Genomic DNA, 22,528 nt, shown 5'->3' with positions numbered 1-22,528 from the left:
ATGAAGAGATGGCTCTTATCAATTGTTCTTAATGCAGTTGCATTGATTGTCGTTGCTCAGCTATTTGATTCGTTTCATTTAGAAGGGTTTGGTACAGCAATGCTAGCAAGCTTTATTTTATCGCTATTAAACATCCTTGTAAAACCAATTTTAGTTATTTTAACGTTGCCCATTACGATGCTTACATTAGGATTATTTCTGTTTATCATCAATGCATTTACACTTATGATCACGCAAGCAGTTATGGGGAGTTCTTTTGCAATTAGTGGGTTTGGTACAGCTGTTTTAGCTTCCATTATTATTTCAGTTATCAATGTATTATTAAATCGTCTAGTGCGAGATTCCTTAGGCTAAAGCAGTTTTTGTTTGCACTATAAGGCTTCGTTTCGGCATAAAGACTTGACGCTAGCAAAGATTTTCTATACGCACAACCAATTCAAATAAATCATCGTAGGCATATTTGTCTACGATTTTTTTACGGTATGTGCTACAATGAAGAAAACTTTTGCTTCTTTTATGGGGAGCCATTTGGTATGGAGTGACTAACCATTTATAATGAAAATAGATTTCTAAATCAAAAATAACTTGTACACACTTTAAATTTCAAGTTATAACAAGAAAAACCTAGTGTTGCGATGTGTTTCTAACAATGTAGCGCTTTTACATAATTTTGTTTTTTGTTAAAAGGATCGCAGCAAAGATAAGCTAATAAAGCAACAGCATGTCAAAGTATAAAACTTTAAACGTTAAGGTATAAGCAAAACGACGGCGCTTTATCGCCTTAAATACTTGATGATAGCCAAGAAGCTTCTCTAATAAGCACTTAATTATAAAAATGGTTAATTTACAGCGTGTGTCCGTTTGACTACAAGGAGGAAATAGAAACAATGTCAACAGTTCGTACGAAGGATTTATTGGATAATTTTAATTTAACATTAAAAGCTGGAAAAGACGGTTTGTTTAGAGAGATAACAACTGGAGATATTTCTAGACCTGGGATAGAAATGACAGGTTACTTCAAATACTATCCTAAGGAAAGGCTTCAATTAATAGGTAGAACAGAGATGGCATATTTCTTGGAATTAAATGATGAAGAAAAAGCCCATCGTGTTGACAAGTTATGTACAGATATTACTCCTGGGATAGTTGTCACAAGAAACATGGAAATTCCTCAAGTCTTGATGGATGCTGCTAATGAATCCGGTGTGCCAATTCTCCATTCCAAGCAAAAAACAACGCGAGTTATTAGTAGACTAACTAACTTTTTAGAGGCCAAATTTGCCCCTTTTACAGCTATTCATGGCGTTTTAGTTGATGTCTATGGAGTAGGTGTATTAATTATGGGGCAAAGTGGCGTTGGGAAAAGTGAAACTGCTTTGGAACTTGTTAAAAGAGGACATCGGTTAGTTGCAGATGATAGTGTGGAGATAAGACAGGAAGATTATGACACCCTCATTGGAAACTCCCCTCCTTTAATTGAACATTTATTGGAAATACGAGGGTTAGGAATTATTAATGTCATGACATTATTTGGAGCTGGATCAGTTCGAAACTTTAAAAAGATCTCTTTAATCATTAATTTGGAGAACTGGGATCAACATAAGCAATATGATCGCCTTGGTTTGGATGAAGACAAGATGAAGATTATGGATGTGGAATTACCAAAAGCAACGATACCTGTTCGCCCAGGAAGGAACCTCGCAGTTATTATCGAAGTGGCTGCGATGAATTTTCGTTTGAAACGCATGGGTGTTAATGCTGCTGAAGAGTTTTCAGAGCGGTTAACGAGTATGATTGATCAAGAGACAGAGGATCACTTATAAGGAGGATGATTGAATGAGCTGTTCAGCAGAACCATTAGATAGAGTATTTTTACAAATCGGTTCTTTCCCAATTTATTGGTACGGCGTCATTATTGCCGCTGGAGCCTTTTTAGCGCTTTTATTAGCAAATCGTGAAGCCAGTCGTTTAGGGATGAAAAAAGATATCATGGTAGATTTAGTAGTTTTTGCGATCCCTATAGCTATTATTTCAGCGAGAATGTACTATGTTATATTTGAATGGGATCAATATGCTGGTGGAAACTGGACGGATGTTTTTGCTATTTGGGAAGGCGGCATTGCTATTCATGGTGCACTTATTGGTTCTGTTCTGACTGCTATTATATATGCTCGAGTGAAGCGTGTATCTTTTTGGCAATTAGCTGATATTGCAGCGCCAAGTCTTATTTTAGGTCAAGCCATTGGGCGCTGGGGTAATTTCATGAATCAAGAAGCTCATGGAGGGCCTATTTCAGCATCTACATATGAAAGTTTCCATCAATATTTGCCTGATTTTATTATGAATCAAATGTGTATTGATGGCGTTATGTATCATCCAACATTCCTCTATGAATCTGTATGGAATTTGCTGGTTTTTGCATTGTTGCTTTTGTTTAGAAGGTTTAACCCGCATCGTGGCGAGTTATTTTTAAGTTATGCCATTATGTATTCTGTAGGACGTTTCTTTATTGAAGACATGCGTACTGACAGTTTGTATGTATTCGGCGAATTGCGTCAAGCGCAAGTAATTTCTATTGTAATTATAGTCGTTGCACTTGCACTAATTATTTACCGTCGTAAAACTTCACACGTTCGTTATTTGGATATCATGAAACGACAATCGCAAGCAAAGAAAACCAAAACAGTTGGAAAGAAAAAGAAAAAGAAGAAATAAAGTTAATTAGTAGTACGCACGTACTATCCATAAATACGTTTAGTTTACTATAAAGGACACTAGCCAAATATAAGAGGAGGAAAAAGAGCATGAAAGGGACGGCGCAAAGAGGATTAAAGCAAGGGCTTTTAACGACATGGACATTGGGGAAAGTTATTTTCCCCATCACGTTAATTGTAACCATTTTACAATTTACACCCGTACTTCCGTGGGTAATCAAACAACTAACACCTTTAATGGGGGTATTTGGTCTTTCCGGAGAAGCTGCTGTTCCATTAGTGCTAGGAAATGCGCTAAATCTATATGCAGGTATAGCAGCTATTGTCTCTTTTGAATTTACGGTAAAAGAAGTTTTTATTATGGCTATAATGCTGTCATTTTCTCATAACTTATTTATTGAATCAGCAGTAGCGTCCAGAGTAGGAGTTAGTTGGTGGCTCATTTCTGGCATTCGTATAGGTTTAGCGATATTTGCTGCAATTGTCGTTAACCTTGTATGGGATGGTGGTTTTGAACAAGCTGTTTACGGTTTTATTTCCAGTTCAGATACTGATTTAAATGGCTGGGGAGAAATAGTTTTACACGGTTTACAGACAGCAGCTATTGCGATAGTTCAATTAGCACTTATCGTTATTCCACTTATGATCGTCATGCAATTTTTGCGCGAAATGGGTTGGCTAACAAAACTTTCCAAAGGCTTTGCTCCATTTACAAAAGCGCTTGGAATGAAAGAAAATACTTCGATGACGATGGTAGCAGGACTAACGATTGGTTTAGCTTATGGCGCTGGAGTTATGATACAGGCTGTGAAAGAAGATGGAGTAGAGAAAAAGGATATGATGCTTGCGCTAATCTTCCTTGTATCATGCCATGCTGTTGTAGAAGACACGCTCGTTTTTATTCCGCTAGGCATACCAGTTTGGCCGCTACTAATCATTCGTTTAGTAACAGCAATTGTATTAACGATGACTATAGCTTATTTTTGGAATAAACTAGATAAAAATAAAGGGAAGGAACCGACAACAAATGAGCATTCGTACAATACTTTTTGATTTAGATGGGACATTAATAGATACAAATGAGTTAATTATTGCCTCGTTTTTCCATACATTTAAGCAATATAATCTACAATTTACGCGAGAAGAAATTATTGAGTTTAATGGGCCTCCTTTAGTAGATACGTTTAAGGCAATCGATTCAGAAAAAGCAGACAGCATGGTGCAAACGTATCGAAGCCATAATATGAAAGAACATGATAATTATGTCAAGGTATTTCCTTATGTTATAGAAACATTGGAGCAGCTAAAACGAAACGGGTTCAAATTAGGGGTTGTTACTACTAAGATGCGATCAGGCGTGGAAAAAGGGTTAGCTACTACAAAGCTAACAGCTTATTTTGATACGGTGATTACATTAGATGATGTCAAGAACCCAAAGCCACACGCAGAACCAGTATATAAAGCGATGGAAGAGTTATTGGCAGAACAACATTCAACATTGATGATCGGCGATAATGCACACGATATAGAGGCTGGGAAAAATGCGGGTGTGCAAACAGCTGGAGTAGCATGGTCTTTTAAAGGAAAAGAACGTTTATTACAATATGAACCAACATTTATGCTAGAGGATATGCGTGATCTTTTAAGCCTTACAGGAGTGTAAAACATGCGAAGAACAAAGCGTTACCCTGTGCAACATACAAATTCCTTATGGCAAATATATAAGACAGTGTCCTTTTGGAAAATCATGAGGAATTTTATCATCATTCAGCTAGCCAGATATACGCCGTTTTTACCTGTGAAAAACTGGCTTTATCGTACATGCTTATCGATGAAAATCGGTAAACAAACTGCTTTTGCGCTTATGGTTATGCCAGATATAATGTTTCCAGAAAAGATTTCGATAGGAAAAAATAGTGTCATTGGTTATAATACGACGATCTTAGCTCATGAATATTTAATTACAGAGTATCGGCTCGGAGAGGTTAGGATCGGTGATGAAGTCATGATAGGAGCGAACACGACTATTTTGCCGGGAGTTCATATTGGTGATAGGGCGATTGTTTCAGCTGGTACATTAGTGCACAAAGATGTGCCTGAAGGAGCATTTGTTGGTGGAAATCCAATGCAAATAATCCATACAAAAAAAGAAAGGGAGGAAAAACATAATTCAAATGAAAGCAGGTGAGAGATTTGCACGTTCCGACTGGTATATTGCCGGCTATTCGTAAGATGAAGGACTTTGATAAAGCATTAGAAACAGGATACCCGACCATTGTTATTTTAGAAACGCGTTTAGCACAAATTAAGAGTCTCGTTGCCCACACTAAAAAATCAAATAAAAATATTCTCATTCATTTCGATTTAATTCAAGGTTTAAAGTCTGATGATTACGGAATGGAATATGTACTTAGGGAAATCAAACCAGATGGTATTTTATCAACAAGAGCAAATGTTATTCGCATGGCTAAAAAACATGGCTTACTGGCTATTCAACGGGTGTTTCTATTGGACAGTTTAGCGCTGGAGCAAAATTTAAAGCAGATTGAAAATGCCAAGCCGGATTGTATTGAAGTATTACCAGGTCTAATCCCTACTATGATTCAATCGATAAATGAACAAACAAAGCTGCCAGTTATTGCTGGGGGACTCATTAAAACAAGTGATCAAGTAAGGCAAGCGCTAGAGGCTGGAGCTGTGGGAGTCTCAACTTCTAATACAGATCTTTGGTAATAGGGTAAAAGTAAACCATTGTTGATTGTCTACATATATGTTATACTTTAAGTAAGTTAATAGATGGACGGAGATATGGAGAAGCCGCAAAGCAACTAATATATGTTATATTAGTTTGTTTTGTGGCTTTCTTTTTTTACACTTGGTTTATCGTATACATCTAGCCAAGTTTTTCTAAACGCAGCATTGATGAATAATATTCGTTTATCCTTTTATGTGTAAATATATTTTCGTTCCATTTTATACATGCGTATCCTGTAAATGGGGTATGGATATATAGAAACAATAGTCGAATATTTAGGGAGTGATGGAGAATGCATACTTTTTCAAGCTTTCAACGTGAGGATAACTTAAAACATATGGAAAGTAAGCAGCTGGATTTATTGGTCATTGGCGGAGGGATTACTGGGTCCGGTATTGCTTTAGACGCTACAATGCGAGGGATGAAAACAGGGCTAGTGGAGATGCAAGATTTTGCAGCAGGAACTTCTAGTCGTTCAACAAAACTTGTCCATGGAGGGCTTCGTTACTTAAAGCAAATGGAAGTTAAAATGGTAGCAGAAGTAGGACGGGAAAGAGCCATTGTGTATGAAAATGGCCCACATGTAACAACGCCAGAATGGATGATGTTGCCGTTTTATAAAGGAGGCACATTTGGACCAGTTACGACAAATATTGGTTTGCGCGTATACGATTTGCTAGCTGGTGTAAAAAAATCAGAACGGCGAAAAATGTTAAATATGGAAGAGGCTTTGGCAAAGGAACCGTTGATTAAACAAGATGGCTTGAAAGGAGCCGGTTATTACGTAGAGTATAAGACGGATGACGCCCGATTAACGATCGAAGTATTGAAAAAAGCTGTACAAAAAGGGGCACATGCAGCTAACTATGCTAAAGTGGTGGACTTTATATATGATAAAAATAAACAAATAACAGGTGCTATTATTGAAGATCAAATTAAAGGAAAACGTTATCAAGTGCATGCCAAAAAAATGATTAATGCCGGTGGACCATGGGTGGATGAGTTAAGAGAAATAGACGGATCGAAACAAGGGAAAGCCCTACATTTAACAAAAGGGGTTCATCTTGTATTCTCAAAAAAAGTTTTCCCATTACAACAAGCTATTTACTTTGATAGCCCAGATGGTCGCATGATTTTTGCAATACCTCGTGAAAATGTAACCTATGTCGGTACAACAGATACGAGTTACAAAGGGGATATCGCGAATCCGACAACGACAGTTTCTGATCGTGACTATATTTTGAATGCTATTGATTATATGTTCCCGTCATTAAATATTACTGCCGACCATGTAGAATCGAGCTGGGCTGGTTTACGCCCATTGATTGCTGAAGAAGGGAAAGACAATCCAGGAGAAATATCACGTAAAGACGAAATATTTGTCTCTGATTCTGGGCTGATTTCAATGGCTGGGGGGAAATTAACCGGCTACCGTAAGATGGCTGAAGATGTCGTGGATAAAGTTACACAGCAGTTAAAAGAAGAAGAAGGTATCTTATATTCTAAATCTGATACAGTACATCTCCCAATCTCAGGTGGAGAAGTTGGTGGCTCGCAAGGGTTTGCCAAATTTGTTATTCGTAAGACAGAAGAAGCAGTCTCAGAAGGGATGGATGATTCGACAGCTAGAAGATTAATTTACAGGTATGGATCGAATTTTGATAAGATCTTAGAATTTTACCGTGATAGACAGCAAGAAGCAAGTGCTGAAGGAATTGAACGTTGTCTTTTTGCAGAACTTGTATATGCGGTAGAGTTCGAGGCAGCGTATAAGCCTGTAGACTTCTTTATTCGACGAACTGGGGCATTATTTTTTGAAATAGAATGGGTGAAGGCTCATAAAGACAAAGTTATTTCATATATGGCTAAGGTATTACAATGGACGAAGGAGGAAGTAGAGAAGTATACAGATGAATTAAGTTTAGCAATGGAAGAGGCTATTCATCCGGTAGTAAATAATTAAAAACAGAAACGGGCATCTATTAGGAGATGCTCGTTTTTGTTGAAAGTTCACGGAGTTTTGTACAGAGATAAGAAAGTATAAAAATTTGATGTTATGTGATAACCAAATAACCGAATGAGCCACGTCCGACTCCATCGCCCAGCACTTAGGCGACTTCACGAATCACCTTACGATAAGTCATTATCGGTTCGTTGCTAAATAGGAAGACCGACTAAAGACGTGCTTGCCGGAGTGCGCCGGCATACTCCTGTTGCAGGAGCATGATTCCTAAAACTTTCGTTGATTCGTTCCACTCGCTACGTTGCTAACCGGGCGCTTGCGCCTTTGTTCCTGTAGGATAGCTTCAAGCTTTACTCTTATTCGAACCTATACCAACGTGCTATTAAATATGGTATAATTTAATTTGTATGTCTACAAATTAGGGGGATATTTATGCAGCAAGTTACGAGTAAAACGAAAGGAAAACAAAATAACGTTCTCCCTTTTATTCCTGAAGGTGATTTTTATTTTACAAAAGGTATAGAAGCTTTCCAAAAAAGAAAATTTGATAGTGCTGTCAAGTGGGTAAAAAAGGCAATTGATCACAAGCCTGATGAAACTTTATATCAATGTCAATTATCTATTATATATACGGAAATTGGTGCATATCATGCTGCAAATGACCTTTTAATGAATATACTAAAGGTTTCTGAGAATGTCGATTGTTACTATTTAATAGCAAACAATTTTGCTCATTTAGGCTTATTAAATGATGCAAAAAAGTACGCTCATCTCTATATGGAAAAAGATCCGAATGGCGACTTTAAAGAAGAAGTACTCCATTTATTAGAACTACTAGAAATTGAAGAAGACCTAGAGGATGAAGAGTTGGAAGAAGAGGATGAGCTTCTTATCTACCAGGAAACGGTTTTTTACCATATGGAGCATCATGAGTGGGAAAAGGCGATGCATATTTTAGAGGAAATGCTTGTCTTGTTTCCAAATCAACCAAATATAAAGCATGAATATGCAGAAACGCTCTTTTTTTTAGGTTATGAACAGCGAGCGGTTCATATGGAGCTTGAAGAAATGGAATCAAATCCAACTTCACTATATGGATGCAGTAATTTAGCTATATTTAATTATTATTTAGGTCAAATGGAAGCATATAATTTCTATATCGAGCCATTACTAAAAGTATATCCAATTCACGAGCAACAAAAATTACGTATTGCAGTAACATTAGCCCGAACAGGGCAGTATGCAGCTGCTGTAGATAGGTTTAAAATGCTTAAAAAAGACAAATTGAATGGGCATTTATCATATTTTCGCTTTTATGCATTAGCTTCATACCATATAGGAGACCATGAAAAAGCCATGTCTATTTGGAGGGAAGGGTGTAAAAAACATCCTGAACTAAAAAACGAAAATACACCTTGGCATGAGTGTTGAAGCGCCTTGAGCAGAATAATAGACGAAAGTTGTTTTGTTTATTAAGCTAAGTATGGCTGAATTATTTATGAGAAAAGAGGCGAATACAATGTCTGATATTAAAATGTATGATGTAATCATTGCAGGAGCAGGCCCAGCCGGAATGACTGCGGCTGTCTATGCCTCTCGAGCTAATTTAGAGACACTAATGATTGAACGTGGTATACCGGGTGGCCAGATGGCGAATACAGAGGATGTTGAAAACTATCCAGGTTATGATCATATTTTAGGACCAGATTTATCAAATAAAATGTTTGAGCATGCGAAAAAGTTCGGTGCTACGTATGCGTATGGTGATATTAAAGAAGTAATAGATCATGGAGCGTACAAAACGATTGTTGCTGGACAAAAAGAATACCATACGCGAGCACTTATTATAACTACTGGTGCACAATATAAAAAATTGGGCATCCCTGGGGAAGAAGAGCTTAGCGGTCGAGGGGTTTCTTATTGTGCTGTTTGTGATGGAGCGTTTTTTAAAGATAAAAACCTTGTTGTTATTGGTGGGGGAGACTCTGCAGTGGAAGAAGGCATTTATTTAACGCGATTCGCTAACAAAGTAACCATTATTCATCGACGTGATGAATTACGTGCTCAACGTATTTTGCAAGATCGTGCTTTTGACAATGAAAAAATCGACTTTATTTGGGATACTGTCGTAGAAAAAATTAACGAAGGCGCCGGGAAAGTAGGAAGCGTTACTTTAAAGAACAATAACACTGGTGAAACCTACGATCATGAAATTGATGGTGTATTTGTTTATATCGGCATGGTACCTTTAAGTGAACCTTTTACATCGTTGGGTATTACCAATGAGGAAGGGTACATTCCAACCAATGAAAATATGGAAACAAAAATTCCTGGTATATTTGCTGCTGGTGATATTCGTGAAAAAACGTTACGTCAAATTGTTACAGCGACTGGTGATGGAAGTATTGCAGCTGAACAGGCCATTAAATATGTGGAAGATTTAATGGAAGAGTTAAAAGCAACACATTCGTAATTAGAGGTTTCTTTTAAGAAAAATTTACGATGAGTCATTGCTTTTTAATCGCGCTGTAATATAAGCGCAATATTCATGGGTTATAATAAAAATAACTAATTGACCCCCTTTTAATAGATAGATTAGTTAATGGACACAGATCACGTATCTGTGTTTTTTTCTGTTTTTAGACGTAAAGTATAACAAAAACAACAAAGATTTTCCTAAAAACACCCGGGTGATAGACAAGTTTTTGCGAAAAGAAGAAACGAAGACACTCCCGAAATTTGTTCTTGCTGTGTCATGAAGCAATAAAGTCTGTTTTCCTTTCTCGTTAGTAGCGCCTCATTAGCATATGTTTCCATCTCCATATCATAGCTTGTCATTCTCTTGCTTTTAGGAAGTTTCATTTTCAACATAAAACTAGTATAATTAGATAGGGAAAGAAAGTTTGTTTATTTAGTTTCGGTTCATTTAGAGGTGATAGGAATGCAACAAGTAGCAAATTGCATATTATTAAAACAAGACCATATTTTATTATTAAAAAAACCGAAGCATGGCTGGTATGCAATGCCTGGTGGAAAGATGGAATCTGGTGAAACGATAAAAGAAGCCGTTATTAGAGAATATAAAGAGGAAACTAATTTGACTATTCAAAATCCGCGTTTAGCTGGGGTATTTACATTCAATGTTTTACAAGATGATCAACAGATGAAAGAATGGATGATGTATACATTCACTTGTCAAGACTACAGCGGTAAACTGGCAGATTTTTGTAGAGAAGGAGAGCTGCAATGGGTTCCCGTGAATCAGGTATTACAGTTACCGATGGCTGAAGGTGACCGGTTAATTTATAAGCATATTCTGGAAAGTAAACATGTTGTATCAGGAACTTTTACTTATACACCTAAAGATGATTTGATTACCTATCGAATAGATGGTTCGTCCGATACGAAGTAATTTTCTAATGTCATTCTGCAAGGAAGCCAATGAAAGAGGGAGATAATGAATATGAGTAAAAATCTTGAAACAAAATTAGTAATTATTACAGGAATGTCAGGTGCCGGTAAAACGGTTGCAGTGCAAAGTTTTGAAGATTTAGGGTACTATTGCGTTGACAATCTTCCTCCTACATTATTGCCAAAATTTATTGAACTCATGAGAGATTCTACAAACAATATACAGCGGGTAGCTATTGTCATGGATTTACGTGCTAGAGAATTTTTTGATTCCTTGTTTGAATCTTTGGATACTTTAGCAGATGAAGAATGGTTAGATGAACATGTTCTATTCTTAGATGCAAAAGATGAAAAGCTTGTCAGTAGGTATAAAGAAACGAGGCGCTCACATCCGCTGGCGGTTGGAGGTTTACCGCTTAATGGAATCCGGCAAGAACGAGAAATATTGGATGAACTAAGAGGAAGAGCACAAAGAATTATTGACACGACGAATTTAAAGCCGAGAGAGCTTCGTGAAAAGATTGTTCAAAAGTATTCAGAAGAAGATCAAGAAGTATTTTCTGTGCACATGGTTTCATTTGGTTTCAAATATGGTTTACCAATTGACGCCGATCTTGTATTCGATGTTCGTTTTTTGCCGAATCCTCATTATGTAACAAATTTACAACCATTAACAGGTTTAAATAAAGATGTATCTTCTTATGTATTTCGATGGACAGATACACAAAAATTTATCGTAAAAGTACTTGATTTATTGCAATTCATGTTACCACAATATAAAAAAGAAGGAAAGTCACAATTGGTTGTTGCCATTGGTTGTACTGGTGGGCAGCATCGCTCCGTCGCACTGGCTGAACATTTCGCTAAAGAATTGCATAAAGACTATATTACACACGTCACGCATCGTGATATTGATAAAAGAAAGGGACAATAATATGACTGAGGAGAAACGTCCGAATGTAGTAGTTGTTGGAGGGGGAACGGGGATGCCTGTCCTACTCCGAGGTCTGAAGGATTTACCTATTCATTTAACAGCATTAGTTACTGTAGCCGATGATGGAGGAAGTACGGGAAGGTTACGTAATGAAATGGCAATTCCTGCTCCAGGGGATATTCGTAACGTGATTGCAGCTTTATCTGATGCTGAACCGATGTTAATTGAATTATTTCAGCATCGTTTTGATGTTTGTAATGGCTTATCTGGTCATTCACTTGGAAATTTACTCCTAGCAGCAATGAGTTCGATTACGGGGAATTTTAATATGGGGATTAGAGAAATCTCTCGCGTCCTAAATGTAAAAGGAAAAATATATCCGATCTCAAATGATAACATGTCGCTCCATGCTGAAATGGAGGACGGGACAATCGTGTCTGGGGAGTCGAAAATTCCTTTATCTAACAAAAGAATAAAACGTGTTTTTTTAAGCCCGCAGCCTGTTGAACCATTACCGAATGCAGTACGTGCTCTAAATAATGCCGATTTAATCGTTATTGCACCTGGTAGCTTGTATACAAGTATCATGCCGACCATCATTATGCCACAAATAGCAGAAGCAATAAAAAATGCAAAATGCCAAGTGGTATATGTTTGTAATGTCATGACGCAAGAGGGCGAAACTACTGGTTATACAGCTGCTGACCACGTGCAAGCTATTTGTGATCATATTGGAGAAGCGAGTGTTGATGCGATTGTCGTACATAATGAACCCATTGAAAAAACGATACGAGAGATGTATGCAGAAGAAAACGCTTCTCCCGTGGTATATGATATAGAGCGTTTAATAGGTATGGGCCTGCAAATTATAGAGGGAGATATTATTGATCCGACACAGCCTACTTTAAGGCATGATAATCATAAAATTGCATCATTGCTACATTCGCTTTTGAACAAATGAATATTGTAGATAAAAAAGGTGTCACGTCAATTTTGTATTTGAAGAACTAGTGTAATAGGAGCAAGAAAGGAAATAGCTTTCACAGAAAAATTTATTTTAAAAACGAAACAATGTAATCTGTAGCCTTGGTGGCCGCCGTTAATAGCACCTACTATTGATCTGTAGAAGGGAGGGATAAGTATGTCCTTTGCTTCCGAAATAAAAAAAGAATTAACAGCAATCGAAGTAGATGATTGCTGTAAATATGCGGAATTAGCTGCATTAGTTCGAATGAATGGGGCAATTTCAATATCAAAGCAAAAATATACTTTGGATATACAGACGGAAAATGCTGCTATAGCGAGAAGGATTTATTCTTTAATTAAAGCAACTTATGATACAAGAGTGGAATTATTAGTAAGAAAGAAAATGAAATTGAAAAAAAATAATGTATATATTGTTCGTTTGAATGAAGGTGTAAGACCAATTTTAGTAGATCTCCATATTTTGCAAGAACCAATGACGTTTAATCGGGTTATTTCTGATCATCTTATTCATAAGTCTTGTTGTAAGAGAGCTTATTTGCGTGGAGCATTTCTTGCTGGTGGGTCAGTGAACAATCCAGAGACGTCTTCTTACCATCTGGAAATTTTTAATATTTATGAGGAACATAATAATTCATTTTGTGATTTGCTTAACCAATTTGAATTACATGCTCGTAAATTAGAACGAAAAAACGGGTATATAGTTTATATAAAAGAAGCAGAAAAAATTTCAGAATTCTTAAGTATAATTGGTGCTTATAATGCTCTATTTAAATTTGAAGATGTGCGTATTGTTCGAGATATGCGCAATTCGGTTAACCGTATTGTTAACTGTGAAACAGCAAACTTAAATAAAACAATCGGAGCAGCTTTTCGCCAAATTGAAAACATACAGTTCATTGATCGTACAGTTGGTTTGGAGCAGCTACCAGAAAAGCTCAAGGAAATTGCTGTTCTCCGTGTGAAACACCAAGAAGTTTCCTTGAAAGAATTAGGCCAATTAGTAGAAAGTGGTAAGATATCTAAATCAGGTGTAAATCATCGTTTGAAGAAAATCGATGACTTCGCCGAAAAAATTAGAAATGGCGAGTTTGTACCTTAATCTTTGCTTACAAAATGTACCATGATATAATGGTTGTAAATTATAAATGTTTTGCATAGATGCGATAACATGGAGAGGGGTTCCTCTCTCCCATGTTGTAGTAATAGTTTGCATAAAGTAAAAGCGATATGGGAAGGCTTTTAGGTTGATGCTAGCGATATCAGAGGAGAATGATAACGCTTACTGTAGAGGGAGAGAGGATGATCTAATTGGTTGAACGGATAATTAAAGTAAATCTTTCTACTGGTCTACAAGCTAGACCAGCAGCGGAATTTGTTCAAGAAGCAAATCGTTTTCATGCTCATGTTTTCATTGAAAAAAATGGGAAAAAAGTGAACGCAAAAAGCATTATGGGATTAATGAGCATAGCTATAGTTGCTGGAGAAGAGATTACACTTATTGCTGACGGAACAGATGAAGAACAGGCTATTGAAAGGTTAACAAAGTTTGTTTCTGAAACATAGAAAGCCACCCAAAAAGGGTGGTTTTCTATGTTCTTTAATCAGGTTTACGCTCTAGTACCTTATCAATTAAACCGTATTCTACAGACTTTTCAGCTGTCATGAAGTTATCGCGATCTGTGTCACGTTCAATGACTTCAATTGGCTGTCCTGTTCGTTCAGAAAGGATTTGATTAATTTTTTCACGCATTTGAATGATTCGACGTGCATGAATTTCTATGTCTGTTGCTTGCCCTTGTGTTCCACCTAGTGGTTGATGAATCATTACCTCACTATTAGGTAATGCGTAACGCTTGCCTTTGGCACCCGCAGTTAATAGGAATGCCCCCATAGATGCTGCCATTCCTGTGCAGATTGTAGAAACATCTGGCTTAATGAGTTGCATTGTATCGAAAATTGCCATGCCGGCAGTGATTGATCCACCTGGTGAGTTGATGTATAGTGAAATATCTTTTTCAGGATCCTCTGCGTCTAGAAACAATAATTGGGCTACAATGGAATTTGCAACGTTATCGTCAATCGCACTTCCTAACATAATGATTCGATCTTTAAGTAAGCGTGAGTAGATGTCATAGGCGCGTTCACCGCGGTTAGTTTGTTCAATTACTGTTGGTATTAAATTCATAACAATTATCCTCCTCTATCTATTCGTATATCTTTGATATCGATATATTTATCATAACTAATAGGTCAAATAAGGTCAAACAATAAACATTGAAGTTTGACAAATATACATCCATTTATTCCCGTTTTCTATGAAAATAAACATATAAAAGAAAAAAGGGGTTGTCTATTATTAGAATACAGGTTATAATATCCTATGTGTCTTCATTCAAAATAAAAATATGCGCCCGTAGCTCAGGGGATAGAGCAACGGTTTCCGGTACCGTGAGTCGGGGGTTCAAATCCCTCCGGGCGCGTAAAAAAGATTTTATATCCGAGAAAACCATCGGAAGTTTTTATGGTACCTCATACTGTGATTTTTTATAATTTATTAGATGACTAAAACGTCTCTTTGTATTACTGTCTATGTAAGTAATAAAAGGGGCGTTTTTATTTTTTCTATAAAGGAATAGTTGTGCAGTAAAAGTGCAGCATGCCAAAAAATGAATGGAATTAAAAAATCTAATGAGGTTAATTCTTAATGCTATAATTGTGGATTTAAAAAGAATGTGGTATATTAAATAAAGAATTTACTTTGTCATCTTTAAGGAAGGAGTATCTAGCTCATGAAGAAAAAAATACTTGCTTATTTATCAATGGGATATGGATACTCTACTGCTGTTTTTTTCTAAAAGTTATATAAATTGGTGAAGTGTGCCCAAAATAGCTTTTGAAGAATAATAGTAGAATAATTTGATGGCGAGGTAATAAAATGAACGGAAAAATTACTAGAAAAAACCCTGTAACAATGCCCACTCCAGTGGGTAACTATACGCATATTACAAGAATACCTAAAGAAGCAGATCTTTTTGTAACCTCAGGGCAAATTGGAGTGGACATGAAGGGAGATATCCCGATTGATTTTAACACTCAAGTTAAAAACACCTTTATTAATATGAAACATGTTCTCGAATCGGAAGCATTAGATGAGAATAACATCATTAAAGTAAATATTTGGGCTACAGAAAAGATCGATTGGGACTATCTATATTATGAGTGGGATGGCCTATTTGGTGAAAATTACCCTGCAATGACGATTGGCTATATCTCTGAATTAGGCTTACCAGAAATAAAGATTGAAATTGAACTATGGGCGGCTAAGCCTGAATAAAAGTATTTCTTTGCATTTTGGAATTTGTTTTGTATGCACCCTCCATTATTGCTCATTTCGTAGCAATGGAGGGTGTGTTTTATATTTGCTGGAAAGTTTCATGTTGAAGTTGGAGTAATACGTCCTAAAGAACAGGCAAATTAATTACAACTTAGCTTGAGGTGTGGGGGTTCTTCTCTATCGGTTCAAGGATACGCTTAATTTGTACTATAGTAAACTACCATGGCACGCATTTCGAGCCAGCATCTATTATGGAAATAACTTGTAAATGAAGTGGACGAACCGCAGAAGCAAGCATAAGCCGTTCACATGGGAAGCGTTCAGCTGTTTTTGCGCATCTTTCTCCTTCCGAAATCCGGGTTTTAAACTTACGAATGAAGGGAAAGGATTAGCTGCATTTTGAGAAAGATATTGGAGAGGATCCGTGTGCATTTATAACTCCCACACAGATATGCGAGGGAAAGGAACACAATCCAAAAAGATAGGTTCCTTTCTCCTCGATCTATAAAGATTGGTGCTAACCAAGTTTTTCTAAAAAAACAAAGGAATTTGCTCTACCATTGTTAGAATGCCTAAGTAACCCATCAACACAACTACAATTCCTCCAGTTATTGTTAACCAAAGTGGATGTTTATACGAACCAACAATTCTTTTCTTATTTGCAGCCACCAATAGGGTTCCTAAAGCAAGTGGCAAGATAAGGGCATTTAAAGCCCCTACTAATATAAGCATCTGAACAGGTTTGCCAATGAAAGCAAATGTAGCTGTAGAAATGATAATAAATAAAATGGTAATCCAATTATGATATTTTTCGATCGCTGGACTAAAAGAACGAATAAATGAAACAGAGGTATAGGCTGCTCCAACTATAGAAGTTATAGCTGCTGCCCACATAATTACGCCAAACAGTCGATACCCTATATCACCAACGGCTAGTTGAAAAACGGAAGCAGGGGGATTGCTAGGGTCTATGCTTAGTCCTTGTGAGATAACACCGAGAACTGCTAAGAATAAGGCCACACGCATTACACCTGTAACAACGATGCCAGTTATAGAACTTTTTGTTACGTAGGATAAATTTTTTTCTCCTTTTATTCCAGCATCTAACAAACGATGTCCACCTGCAAAGGTGATGTAACCACCAACAGTTCCTCCAACTAAAGTAATGATGGCATACATGCTAATTTTTTCTGGCTTTACCGTGTTTATCATCGCTTCCCCAACAGGTGGAGAGGTTTTAAAAGCTACATAGAGCATTAATAATATCATAATAAAGCCAGCAACTTGTACCACTTTATCCATTGCTTTACTGGCCTCTTTTATGGTGAAAATCAAGATAGCAAAAATGGCGCTTATTATTGCTCCATAAATGGGGCTTAAACCGAGCATAGCATTTAAACCTAGGCCAGCTCCAGCAACGTTTCCTATATTAAAAGCGAGACCTCCTAACACGATGAGAATTGCTAAAATAATGCCAAGCCCAGGGAGGACTTTATTAGCAATTTCTTGACCTCGTAGCTCTGTTACTGCAATAATCCTCCAAATATTTAGCTGTGCAAACACATCTAATAATAAAGAAACGAATATGACAAAGGCAAAACTTGCTGCTAACTGTTGTGTAAATACAGTCGTTTGTGTTAAAAATCCTGGACCTACTGATGAAGTCGCCATTAAAAAGGCTGCTCCAAGAAGAATGCTTCTGTTAGATTTCTTTTTCACTTTTTTTGTCTCAAGTTGAGAATGTATTTTCTTTGCAGTCATGTAGTTTTTCCTTTCTCAATTAAACTGGGGAAATTCGGATGTTGTGTTTTTGGAACGCATCGGTTATATAAGCAGCAAATTCAAGAGCATGTTTACCATCTCCATGGATACAAATGGTATCTGCTTTTAGTGGAACAGCATTGTTTTGTGTAGAAATGACTTTACTCTCTGTCACCATACGAATTACTTGCGATACTGCTTGTTCTCTGTTGGTAATTAATGCATTATTTTCATTACGAGAAGTTAATGAGCCATCTGATTGGTAAGTGCGATCGGCAAATACTTCGTGGGCAGTCGTCAAACCGATTTTTTCTCCGGCTTTCGCAAGTTCACTGCCAGATAAAGCATACAATACTAGATTTGTGGAAAAATCATTTACAGCTTGCGCAATGGCAGCAGCCAATTCCTTGTCTTTGGCGGCCATATTATATAAGGCGCCGTGAGGCTTCACGTGTTGCATTTGCGCATTGTATGTAGTTAAGAAAGCATGTAGTGCGCCAATTTGATATACAACCATATCATAAGCCTGTTGAGCTGTGATCGCCATCTCTCGCCTTCCAAATCCAATTAAATCTGGCAAGCCAGGGTGCGCTCCGATCTTCACTCCATTTTCTAGAGCCAGCTGCACTGTTTCTCTCATTACAGTAGGGTCTCCGGCATGAAAACCACAAGCGATGTTAGCTGAGGAAACATACGCTAAAATTTCCTTTTGTTCACTTAGTTTATACCTTCCGAAACTTTCTCCCATATCACAATTTAAGTCTACTTGATATACCATTATCTTCTTCCTCTTCAATAGATTTAATACTAGTTTTTAAATTTTTAGTATAAAGAAATAGTAGCATATTGTTTTTATGTTGAAAAGATTGTTATTTATTGTTTAATTAGAATTTTGTCACATGTCATATTGACGTACTATTTTTATAAGTCGTATAATCAGTATATGTTTTTATCATTATTTCAAAAAATGGATTAAAGAAGGTAATTGAATGAGTTGTGTTCTAAATAAAGTAAAGATTTGGCCGTTTAATGAATCTGCTCTTATAGTACAATTAGGAGATGATTTAAACCCAATCGTACACCAAAAAATATTGCAATTCGTAACTCTTTTAGAAGATACCCCTTTTGTTGGATTTATAGAATGTGTGCCTGCTTACCTTAATGTGACTGTTTATTATGATCCTTATACGGTGTATGAATCGCAGCCTTTTCATATAACACCTGTATCTCCTTTTGAGATCGTAAAGACTTACATAAATGGGCTACTACATAAATTAAACGATGACAGGAAAATATTTATTGGCCAAAAGGTTGTCATCCCTGTTCTCTATGGTAGTGATTATGGCCCAGATTTAGAGTATGTCGCCAATTATCACAATTTGTCCATCGAGGATGTCATTCGTATTCATACGGAAAAAGAATATTTGGTCTATATGCTTGGTTTCGCCCCTGGTTTTCCTTTTATTGGTGGTATGAGTAAACAAATTGCTACTCCTCGCAAAAATACACCCCGCTTAACTATTGCACCAGGATCAGTGGGAATTGCTGGAGCACAAACAGGGGTATATCCTTTAGCGACGCCAGGAGGCTGGCAAATTATTGGCCGTACCCCCATTGATTTATTTTTACCTGATCAAGTACCGCCATCCTTGTTAAAAGCTGGTGATACGATACAGTTCGTATCCATATCCCTGGAGGAGTATAGGCAATATCGATGGGGAGGGAAGGAGAATGAATAGTGTACGTGTGCTCCAGGCAGGTCTGTATACAACAGTTCAGGATTTGGGTCGATTTGGCTATCAAAAATATGGAGTAATTGTAAGCGGACCAATGGATGCTTATTCTTTACGGATTGCTAACTTGCTAGTAGGAAATGAAGAAAAAGAAGCGGTAATAGAAATGGCGTTAGCTGGAGCAACCTTACAATTTAATGAATCGCATGTTATTGCTATTACTGGAGGCGATTTAACGCCCAAATTAGATGGGAAACCAGTACCTATGTGGCGTCCGATTTTAGTGAAAAAAGGTTCTGTTCTCCAGTTTCGATTTGCTATTAAAGGGTGCTATGCCTATGTTTCCTTTGCTGGAGGTATTCATGTACCAAAAATAATGGATAGTAAAAGTACGTATGTAAGAGCTGGCATAGGTGGATATGGTGGAAGGACCTTACAAAAAGGCGATACTTTTGCTTGTGGTGATAGGAGTCCTATAGCAGAAGCACTCGTGCATCAATTAGAACGCGCCCCTGATCATTTATCTTGGTCAGTCAATCCTTCTCCACTCATTACCTTTCATAATCATTCATTCATTCGAATTATGAAAGGTAATGAATTTGAGCAATTCGATAAAGGAAGTAAATACGCGTTCTTTCATGAAAATTATACCATTACAACGCAATCAGACCGAATGGGGTACCGCTTAACGGGTCACTTGCTATCCTTGACTGAAAAATTTGATATGCTTTCCGAAGCAGTTACATTTGGAACCATCCAAGTTCCTCCAAATGGACAACCTATTATTTTAATGGCCGACAGCCAAACTACAGGAGGTTATCCAAAAATTGCTCAAGTTATTTCGGCCGATTTAGCCACGCTTGCTCAAACACGACCAAATACTTCTGTTCGTTTTCAAGAGGTGCGTTTAGTGGAAGCGGAGGCGATATTGTTAGAACATAAGCGTATATTACAGCAAATAGCAGCTCGTATTAAATGGAAAGCCTTAGGATGAGCGAGAATATGTGCTGCGAGAGGGGTAGGGGGTGAAAAAGCGCTTTTCCTTTTTTTATAGTTTGTTCGTTTTGTTTTTGGGGCAAACTTATGGAAGGTGATGCATGATGAAGGCTTCAGAAGAAGAAAGTAAACAATTTGATAAAGCGTTAGATACTTTTATTGAGCTGTATAACAATATGGAAGCGGACGCCCCCCCTCATTTCTTTTACTGATGATGTTGTCGAGCAAATTGAAGCAGCTAAACAAGTATATGGAGAAGCTCTTGTTCACGAAAAAATTAATTCCATTGTTCGAGAAGCACTTTCCTTGGTAGCATTAACGAAAGATCGGCAAGATACAGAATCTCAATCGTAGATTTCTTTTGAAATGACTAAAAAACGTACACACGTGCGGTTTTTTGTGGTATAATGAGAACAAACGTTCTTTAGGGGGCTATACGATGAACTCCATGTTACAGTGGTCAAAGGAGAACAAGCAAAAACTGGTTCTGTTTTATATGGATCAAAATAACCAAATAACACAACGATTCATACGTGTGATAGAGATATACGAAGACGCATTTATAGCATTTTGTTTTTATCGTAAAGAAGTTCGCAGGTTTAAATTTAGCTATATCCTTTCTTGTGATCGTGTGAAAAGAAAGGGAAGTGCATAAGATGAAGATATATGATCGAGGGACGATAAAATGGACCTCTATGATGTTACCAGAGCATGTGGATGTACTTCAGGATATGTGGGAAAAGCTTGAGCGCAAAAAAATGCCTATTTTGGACGAACAAAAGCTGGAGGAGTTGGATGTCCAATTACAAGCTGCCGTTCGTCAGGGTATCGTTATTGAAATTAAGTACTTCAATGGTCGTGATTTTTTAACTAGCAAAGGGAAGGTAAAGCAGATCACAAATGAGTGTCTTTATTTGCAATCAGGCAAAGCAATCAAGCGGAGGCAAGTGTTGGATATATGGACGTAGTAGTATGATGGTTGGTCTGCATTTCTAATTGGTGGGCCGCCCTTATGTGTATGATAAAAAAAGGGAATGCTTTTGCTATCGCCAGAAAGGCTTGGCGATAGCCAAATTATTCTAAATCTGATGGACATTTATTAGCTCTTGAAAGTATCTTCGTTTATAAATATCACTTGTTGACATCCTACCTATTTCGTTTGCGGTTCGTAAATATCCCAAGCTGTTTTTAAAGCTTTTACAATATAATCTGCTACTTCTTCTATCATGAGAGAATCGGTCTGTACTGTTGAATGATGCGTTTGATAGATGACTTTACGTTCATGAAATAATTGCTTGATTTCTGCTATGCTTTTTCCTTGTAACACAGGTCTACTGTCAATGAGTAAATTAATTCTATCCTTCCATGAATCCCAAGATAAATCAAGGTAGAAAACAATACACTTTTCTAAGCAAATGCTTCTAATTTCCTCTTGTAGGAAAGCACCTCCACCTAATGAGATGATTTTTAACTTTTGTTCACATAAACTACGAATGATTTCTTTTTCTTTTTTTCTAAAAAACGGTTCGCCATATGTTTTAAATATATCTGTGGTTGGCATTTTAAATATGTTTTCAATGACCTGATCAGCATCAATAAAATCTCTGTACAGTTTTGCAGCTACTGATTTACCGATAGAAGTTTTACCAACTCCCATAAATCCAATTAAAACAATGCTTTTTTGACGTATAGGGATTTCATTATACATTGGGTTACCTCTTTCTTTTTGACTTGCAAATAAAGCGAGTCTTCTGTTTAATAAGGATCTTATTCTTCACTCATTTGGTTATTCATATGATTTACATGTTCTAATTTGGGGAGCGGAGGTGTAACAGCCCCTTACATCAAAGAAGTTTTGCTATCTTTCATTAGAGAAAATTACATGTAATAAGATTATTTTATTTTATAATGGCGCATCGGCTTCTAGCTAGTCATTACTT

The 22,528-nt window shown here is 37.0% G+C and carries 25 protein-coding genes and 1 tRNA gene; 22 read left to right on the top strand and 4 right to left on the bottom strand.

Annotated elements, in window-relative coordinates; translation table 11 throughout:
- The 15 genes from BUB45_RS08895 to BUB45_RS08825 all read left to right on the top strand — a co-directional run bounded on the left by BUB45_RS08895 (position 1) and on the right by BUB45_RS08825 (position 14,327).
- On the top strand, positions 1–354 hold the full coding sequence (locus tag BUB45_RS08895) for a phage holin family protein (RefSeq protein ID WP_073007565.1): 354 nt from the start codon (positions 1–3) through the stop codon (positions 352–354).
- A gap of 533 nt (positions 355–887) precedes the next feature.
- Positions 888–1,823, top strand: a complete 936-nt coding sequence (gene hprK, locus BUB45_RS08890) for an HPr(Ser) kinase/phosphatase (protein WP_073007563.1) — start codon at positions 888–890, stop codon at positions 1,821–1,823.
- A gap of 13 nt (positions 1,824–1,836) precedes the next feature.
- Complete coding sequence (lgt, locus tag BUB45_RS08885) at positions 1,837–2,715, top strand: prolipoprotein diacylglyceryl transferase (protein WP_073007560.1); 879 nt, start codon at positions 1,837–1,839, stop codon at positions 2,713–2,715.
- Positions 2,716–2,804: 89 nt separating this feature from the next.
- Positions 2,805–3,767, top strand: coding sequence for a nucleoside recognition domain-containing protein (locus tag BUB45_RS08880; RefSeq protein ID WP_073007558.1), 963 nt, complete (start codon positions 2,805–2,807; stop codon positions 3,765–3,767).
- Positions 3,742–4,377: a pyrophosphatase PpaX gene (ppaX, locus tag BUB45_RS08875; protein ID WP_073007555.1), complete on the top strand. Its 636-nt coding sequence runs from the start codon at positions 3,742–3,744 to the stop codon at positions 4,375–4,377. Before BUB45_RS08880 ends, ppaX begins: the two co-directional genes overlap by 26 nt.
- A gap of 3 nt (positions 4,378–4,380) precedes the next feature.
- Positions 4,381–4,902 carry an acyltransferase gene (locus BUB45_RS08870; RefSeq protein ID WP_073007552.1) on the top strand — a complete coding sequence of 174 codons (522 nt, stop codon included), beginning with the start codon at positions 4,381–4,383 and terminating at the stop codon, positions 4,900–4,902.
- Positions 4,903–4,907: 5 nt separating this feature from the next.
- Positions 4,908–5,447: a glycerol-3-phosphate responsive antiterminator gene (locus tag BUB45_RS08865; protein WP_073007849.1), complete on the top strand. Its 540-nt coding sequence runs from the start codon at positions 4,908–4,910 to the stop codon at positions 5,445–5,447.
- A 314-nt stretch (positions 5,448–5,761) separates the two neighbouring features.
- Positions 5,762–7,432 (top strand): glycerol-3-phosphate dehydrogenase/oxidase, encoded by a 1,671-nt coding sequence (locus BUB45_RS08860; RefSeq protein ID WP_073007549.1) that lies wholly within the window; start codon positions 5,762–5,764, stop codon positions 7,430–7,432.
- A gap of 432 nt (positions 7,433–7,864) precedes the next feature.
- On the top strand, positions 7,865–8,863 hold the full coding sequence (locus BUB45_RS08855; RefSeq protein ID WP_073007546.1) for a tetratricopeptide repeat protein: 999 nt from the start codon (positions 7,865–7,867) through the stop codon (positions 8,861–8,863).
- 67 nt (positions 8,864–8,930) lie between these two features.
- Complete coding sequence (gene trxB, locus BUB45_RS08850) at positions 8,931–9,905, top strand: thioredoxin-disulfide reductase (RefSeq protein WP_073007828.1); 975 nt, start codon at positions 8,931–8,933, stop codon at positions 9,903–9,905.
- 468 nt (positions 9,906–10,373) lie between these two features.
- The gene (locus tag BUB45_RS08845) at positions 10,374–10,844 is read left to right on the top strand and encodes an NUDIX hydrolase (RefSeq protein WP_073007544.1); all 471 of its coding nucleotides are present in this window, start codon (positions 10,374–10,376) and stop codon (positions 10,842–10,844) included.
- Between the two features lie 51 nt (positions 10,845–10,895).
- Positions 10,896–11,777, top strand: a complete 882-nt coding sequence (gene rapZ, locus BUB45_RS08840) for an RNase adapter RapZ (RefSeq protein ID WP_073007825.1) — start codon at positions 10,896–10,898, stop codon at positions 11,775–11,777.
- A 1-nt stretch (position 11,778) separates the two neighbouring features.
- Positions 11,779–12,738, top strand: a complete 960-nt coding sequence (locus BUB45_RS08835) for a gluconeogenesis factor YvcK family protein (protein ID WP_073007542.1) — start codon at positions 11,779–11,781, stop codon at positions 12,736–12,738.
- A 180-nt stretch (positions 12,739–12,918) separates the two neighbouring features.
- On the top strand, positions 12,919–13,863 hold the full coding sequence (whiA, locus tag BUB45_RS08830) for a DNA-binding protein WhiA (protein WP_073007538.1): 945 nt from the start codon (positions 12,919–12,921) through the stop codon (positions 13,861–13,863).
- 209 nt (positions 13,864–14,072) lie between these two features.
- A complete protein-coding gene (locus tag BUB45_RS08825) occupies positions 14,073–14,327 on the top strand; it encodes an HPr family phosphocarrier protein (RefSeq protein WP_073007535.1) in 255 nt (84 codons plus the stop codon).
- Between the two features lie 34 nt (positions 14,328–14,361).
- Here the strand turns inward: BUB45_RS08825 and clpP are convergent, their stop codons facing one another.
- Positions 14,362–14,949 (bottom strand): ATP-dependent Clp endopeptidase proteolytic subunit ClpP, encoded by a 588-nt coding sequence (gene clpP, locus BUB45_RS08820; RefSeq protein ID WP_073007532.1) that lies wholly within the window; start codon positions 14,947–14,949, stop codon positions 14,362–14,364.
- A gap of 222 nt (positions 14,950–15,171) precedes the next feature.
- Here clpP and BUB45_RS08815 point away from each other — a divergent pair.
- Positions 15,172–15,244 (top strand) — tRNA-Arg (locus tag BUB45_RS08815).
- 455 nt (positions 15,245–15,699) lie between these two features.
- Positions 15,700–16,098, top strand: coding sequence for a RidA family protein (locus BUB45_RS08810; protein WP_073007529.1), 399 nt, complete (start codon positions 15,700–15,702; stop codon positions 16,096–16,098).
- Positions 16,099–16,629: 531 nt separating this feature from the next.
- Here the strand turns inward: BUB45_RS08810 and BUB45_RS08805 are convergent.
- Positions 16,630–17,859 (bottom strand): NRAMP family divalent metal transporter, encoded by a 1,230-nt coding sequence (locus tag BUB45_RS08805; protein ID WP_073007526.1) that lies wholly within the window; start codon positions 17,857–17,859, stop codon positions 16,630–16,632.
- A 19-nt stretch (positions 17,860–17,878) separates the two neighbouring features.
- Positions 17,879–18,637, bottom strand: a complete 759-nt coding sequence (locus BUB45_RS08800) for a LamB/YcsF family protein (RefSeq protein ID WP_073007524.1) — start codon at positions 18,635–18,637, stop codon at positions 17,879–17,881.
- 211 nt (positions 18,638–18,848) lie between these two features.
- On the opposite strand from BUB45_RS08800, the gene pxpB reads away from it, so the two are divergent.
- From pxpB to BUB45_RS08780, 5 genes are all read left to right on the top strand, one after another.
- Positions 18,849–19,598, top strand: a complete 750-nt coding sequence (gene pxpB / locus BUB45_RS08795) for a 5-oxoprolinase subunit PxpB (RefSeq protein ID WP_073007521.1) — start codon at positions 18,849–18,851, stop codon at positions 19,596–19,598.
- Positions 19,591–20,586, top strand: a complete 996-nt coding sequence (locus tag BUB45_RS08790; protein ID WP_073007517.1) for a 5-oxoprolinase subunit C family protein — start codon at positions 19,591–19,593, stop codon at positions 20,584–20,586. The genes pxpB and BUB45_RS08790 overlap by 8 nt, the downstream gene beginning before the upstream one ends.
- A gap of 161 nt (positions 20,587–20,747) precedes the next feature.
- Positions 20,748–20,942, top strand: coding sequence for a hypothetical protein (locus tag BUB45_RS19545; RefSeq protein WP_170861735.1), 195 nt, complete (start codon positions 20,748–20,750; stop codon positions 20,940–20,942).
- Positions 20,943–21,027: 85 nt separating this feature from the next.
- The gene (locus BUB45_RS08785; protein ID WP_073007515.1) at positions 21,028–21,243 is read left to right on the top strand and encodes a hypothetical protein; all 216 of its coding nucleotides are present in this window, start codon (positions 21,028–21,030) and stop codon (positions 21,241–21,243) included.
- A 1-nt stretch (position 21,244) separates the two neighbouring features.
- Positions 21,245–21,556: a YolD-like family protein gene (locus BUB45_RS08780; RefSeq protein ID WP_073007513.1), complete on the top strand. Its 312-nt coding sequence runs from the start codon at positions 21,245–21,247 to the stop codon at positions 21,554–21,556.
- A gap of 182 nt (positions 21,557–21,738) precedes the next feature.
- Here the strand turns inward: BUB45_RS08780 and BUB45_RS08775 are convergent, their stop codons facing one another.
- The gene (locus tag BUB45_RS08775) at positions 21,739–22,296 is read right to left on the bottom strand and encodes a shikimate kinase (RefSeq protein WP_073007510.1); all 558 of its coding nucleotides are present in this window, start codon (positions 22,294–22,296) and stop codon (positions 21,739–21,741) included.
- Positions 22,297–22,528 lie beyond the last annotated feature (232 nt).

Origin of the sequence: Virgibacillus chiguensis (assembly GCF_900129865.1) — a bacterium.
GTDB classification, from domain to species: Bacteria; Bacillota; Bacilli; order Bacillales; family Amphibacillaceae; genus Virgibacillus; species Virgibacillus chiguensis.
Note: the sequence above shows the minus strand (reverse complement) of the source record. Positions and strands in the feature narration are given on the sequence as shown.

Coding starts and splice junctions, on each gene's coding strand:
- BUB45_RS08785 (WP_073007515.1), top strand. CDS start 21,028: ATGAACTCCATGTTACAGTGGTCAAAGGAGAACAAGCAAAAACTGGTT.
- lgt (WP_073007560.1), top strand. CDS start 1,837: ATGAGCTGTTCAGCAGAACCATTAGATAGAGTATTTTTACAAATCGGT.
- pxpB (WP_073007521.1), top strand. CDS start 18,849: ATGAGTTGTGTTCTAAATAAAGTAAAGATTTGGCCGTTTAATGAATCT.
- BUB45_RS08805 (WP_073007526.1), bottom strand. CDS start 17,859: ATGACTGCAAAGAAAATACATTCTCAACTTGAGACAAAAAAAGTGAAA.
- BUB45_RS08800 (WP_073007524.1), bottom strand. CDS start 18,637: ATGGTATATCAAGTAGACTTAAATTGTGATATGGGAGAAAGTTTCGGA.
- clpP (WP_073007532.1), bottom strand. CDS start 14,949: ATGAATTTAATACCAACAGTAATTGAACAAACTAACCGCGGTGAACGC.
- BUB45_RS08790 (WP_073007517.1), top strand. CDS start 19,591: ATGAATAGTGTACGTGTGCTCCAGGCAGGTCTGTATACAACAGTTCAG.
- ppaX (WP_073007555.1), top strand. CDS start 3,742: ATGAGCATTCGTACAATACTTTTTGATTTAGATGGGACATTAATAGAT.
- BUB45_RS08860 (WP_073007549.1), top strand. CDS start 5,762: ATGCATACTTTTTCAAGCTTTCAACGTGAGGATAACTTAAAACATATG.
- rapZ (WP_073007825.1), top strand. CDS start 10,896: ATGAGTAAAAATCTTGAAACAAAATTAGTAATTATTACAGGAATGTCA.
- BUB45_RS08775 (WP_073007510.1), bottom strand. CDS start 22,296: ATGTATAATGAAATCCCTATACGTCAAAAAAGCATTGTTTTAATTGGA.
- trxB (WP_073007828.1), top strand. CDS start 8,931: ATGAGAAAAGAGGCGAATACAATGTCTGATATTAAAATGTATGATGTA.
- BUB45_RS08835 (WP_073007542.1), top strand. CDS start 11,779: ATGACTGAGGAGAAACGTCCGAATGTAGTAGTTGTTGGAGGGGGAACG.
- BUB45_RS08870 (WP_073007552.1), top strand. CDS start 4,381: ATGCGAAGAACAAAGCGTTACCCTGTGCAACATACAAATTCCTTATGG.
- BUB45_RS08845 (WP_073007544.1), top strand. CDS start 10,374: ATGCAACAAGTAGCAAATTGCATATTATTAAAACAAGACCATATTTTA.
- hprK (WP_073007563.1), top strand. CDS start 888: ATGTCAACAGTTCGTACGAAGGATTTATTGGATAATTTTAATTTAACA.
- whiA (WP_073007538.1), top strand. CDS start 12,919: ATGTCCTTTGCTTCCGAAATAAAAAAAGAATTAACAGCAATCGAAGTA.
- BUB45_RS08895 (WP_073007565.1), top strand. CDS start 1: ATGAAGAGATGGCTCTTATCAATTGTTCTTAATGCAGTTGCATTGATT.
- BUB45_RS08880 (WP_073007558.1), top strand. CDS start 2,805: ATGAAAGGGACGGCGCAAAGAGGATTAAAGCAAGGGCTTTTAACGACA.
- BUB45_RS08780 (WP_073007513.1), top strand. CDS start 21,245: ATGAAGATATATGATCGAGGGACGATAAAATGGACCTCTATGATGTTA.
- BUB45_RS08810 (WP_073007529.1), top strand. CDS start 15,700: ATGAACGGAAAAATTACTAGAAAAAACCCTGTAACAATGCCCACTCCA.
- BUB45_RS08855 (WP_073007546.1), top strand. CDS start 7,865: ATGCAGCAAGTTACGAGTAAAACGAAAGGAAAACAAAATAACGTTCTC.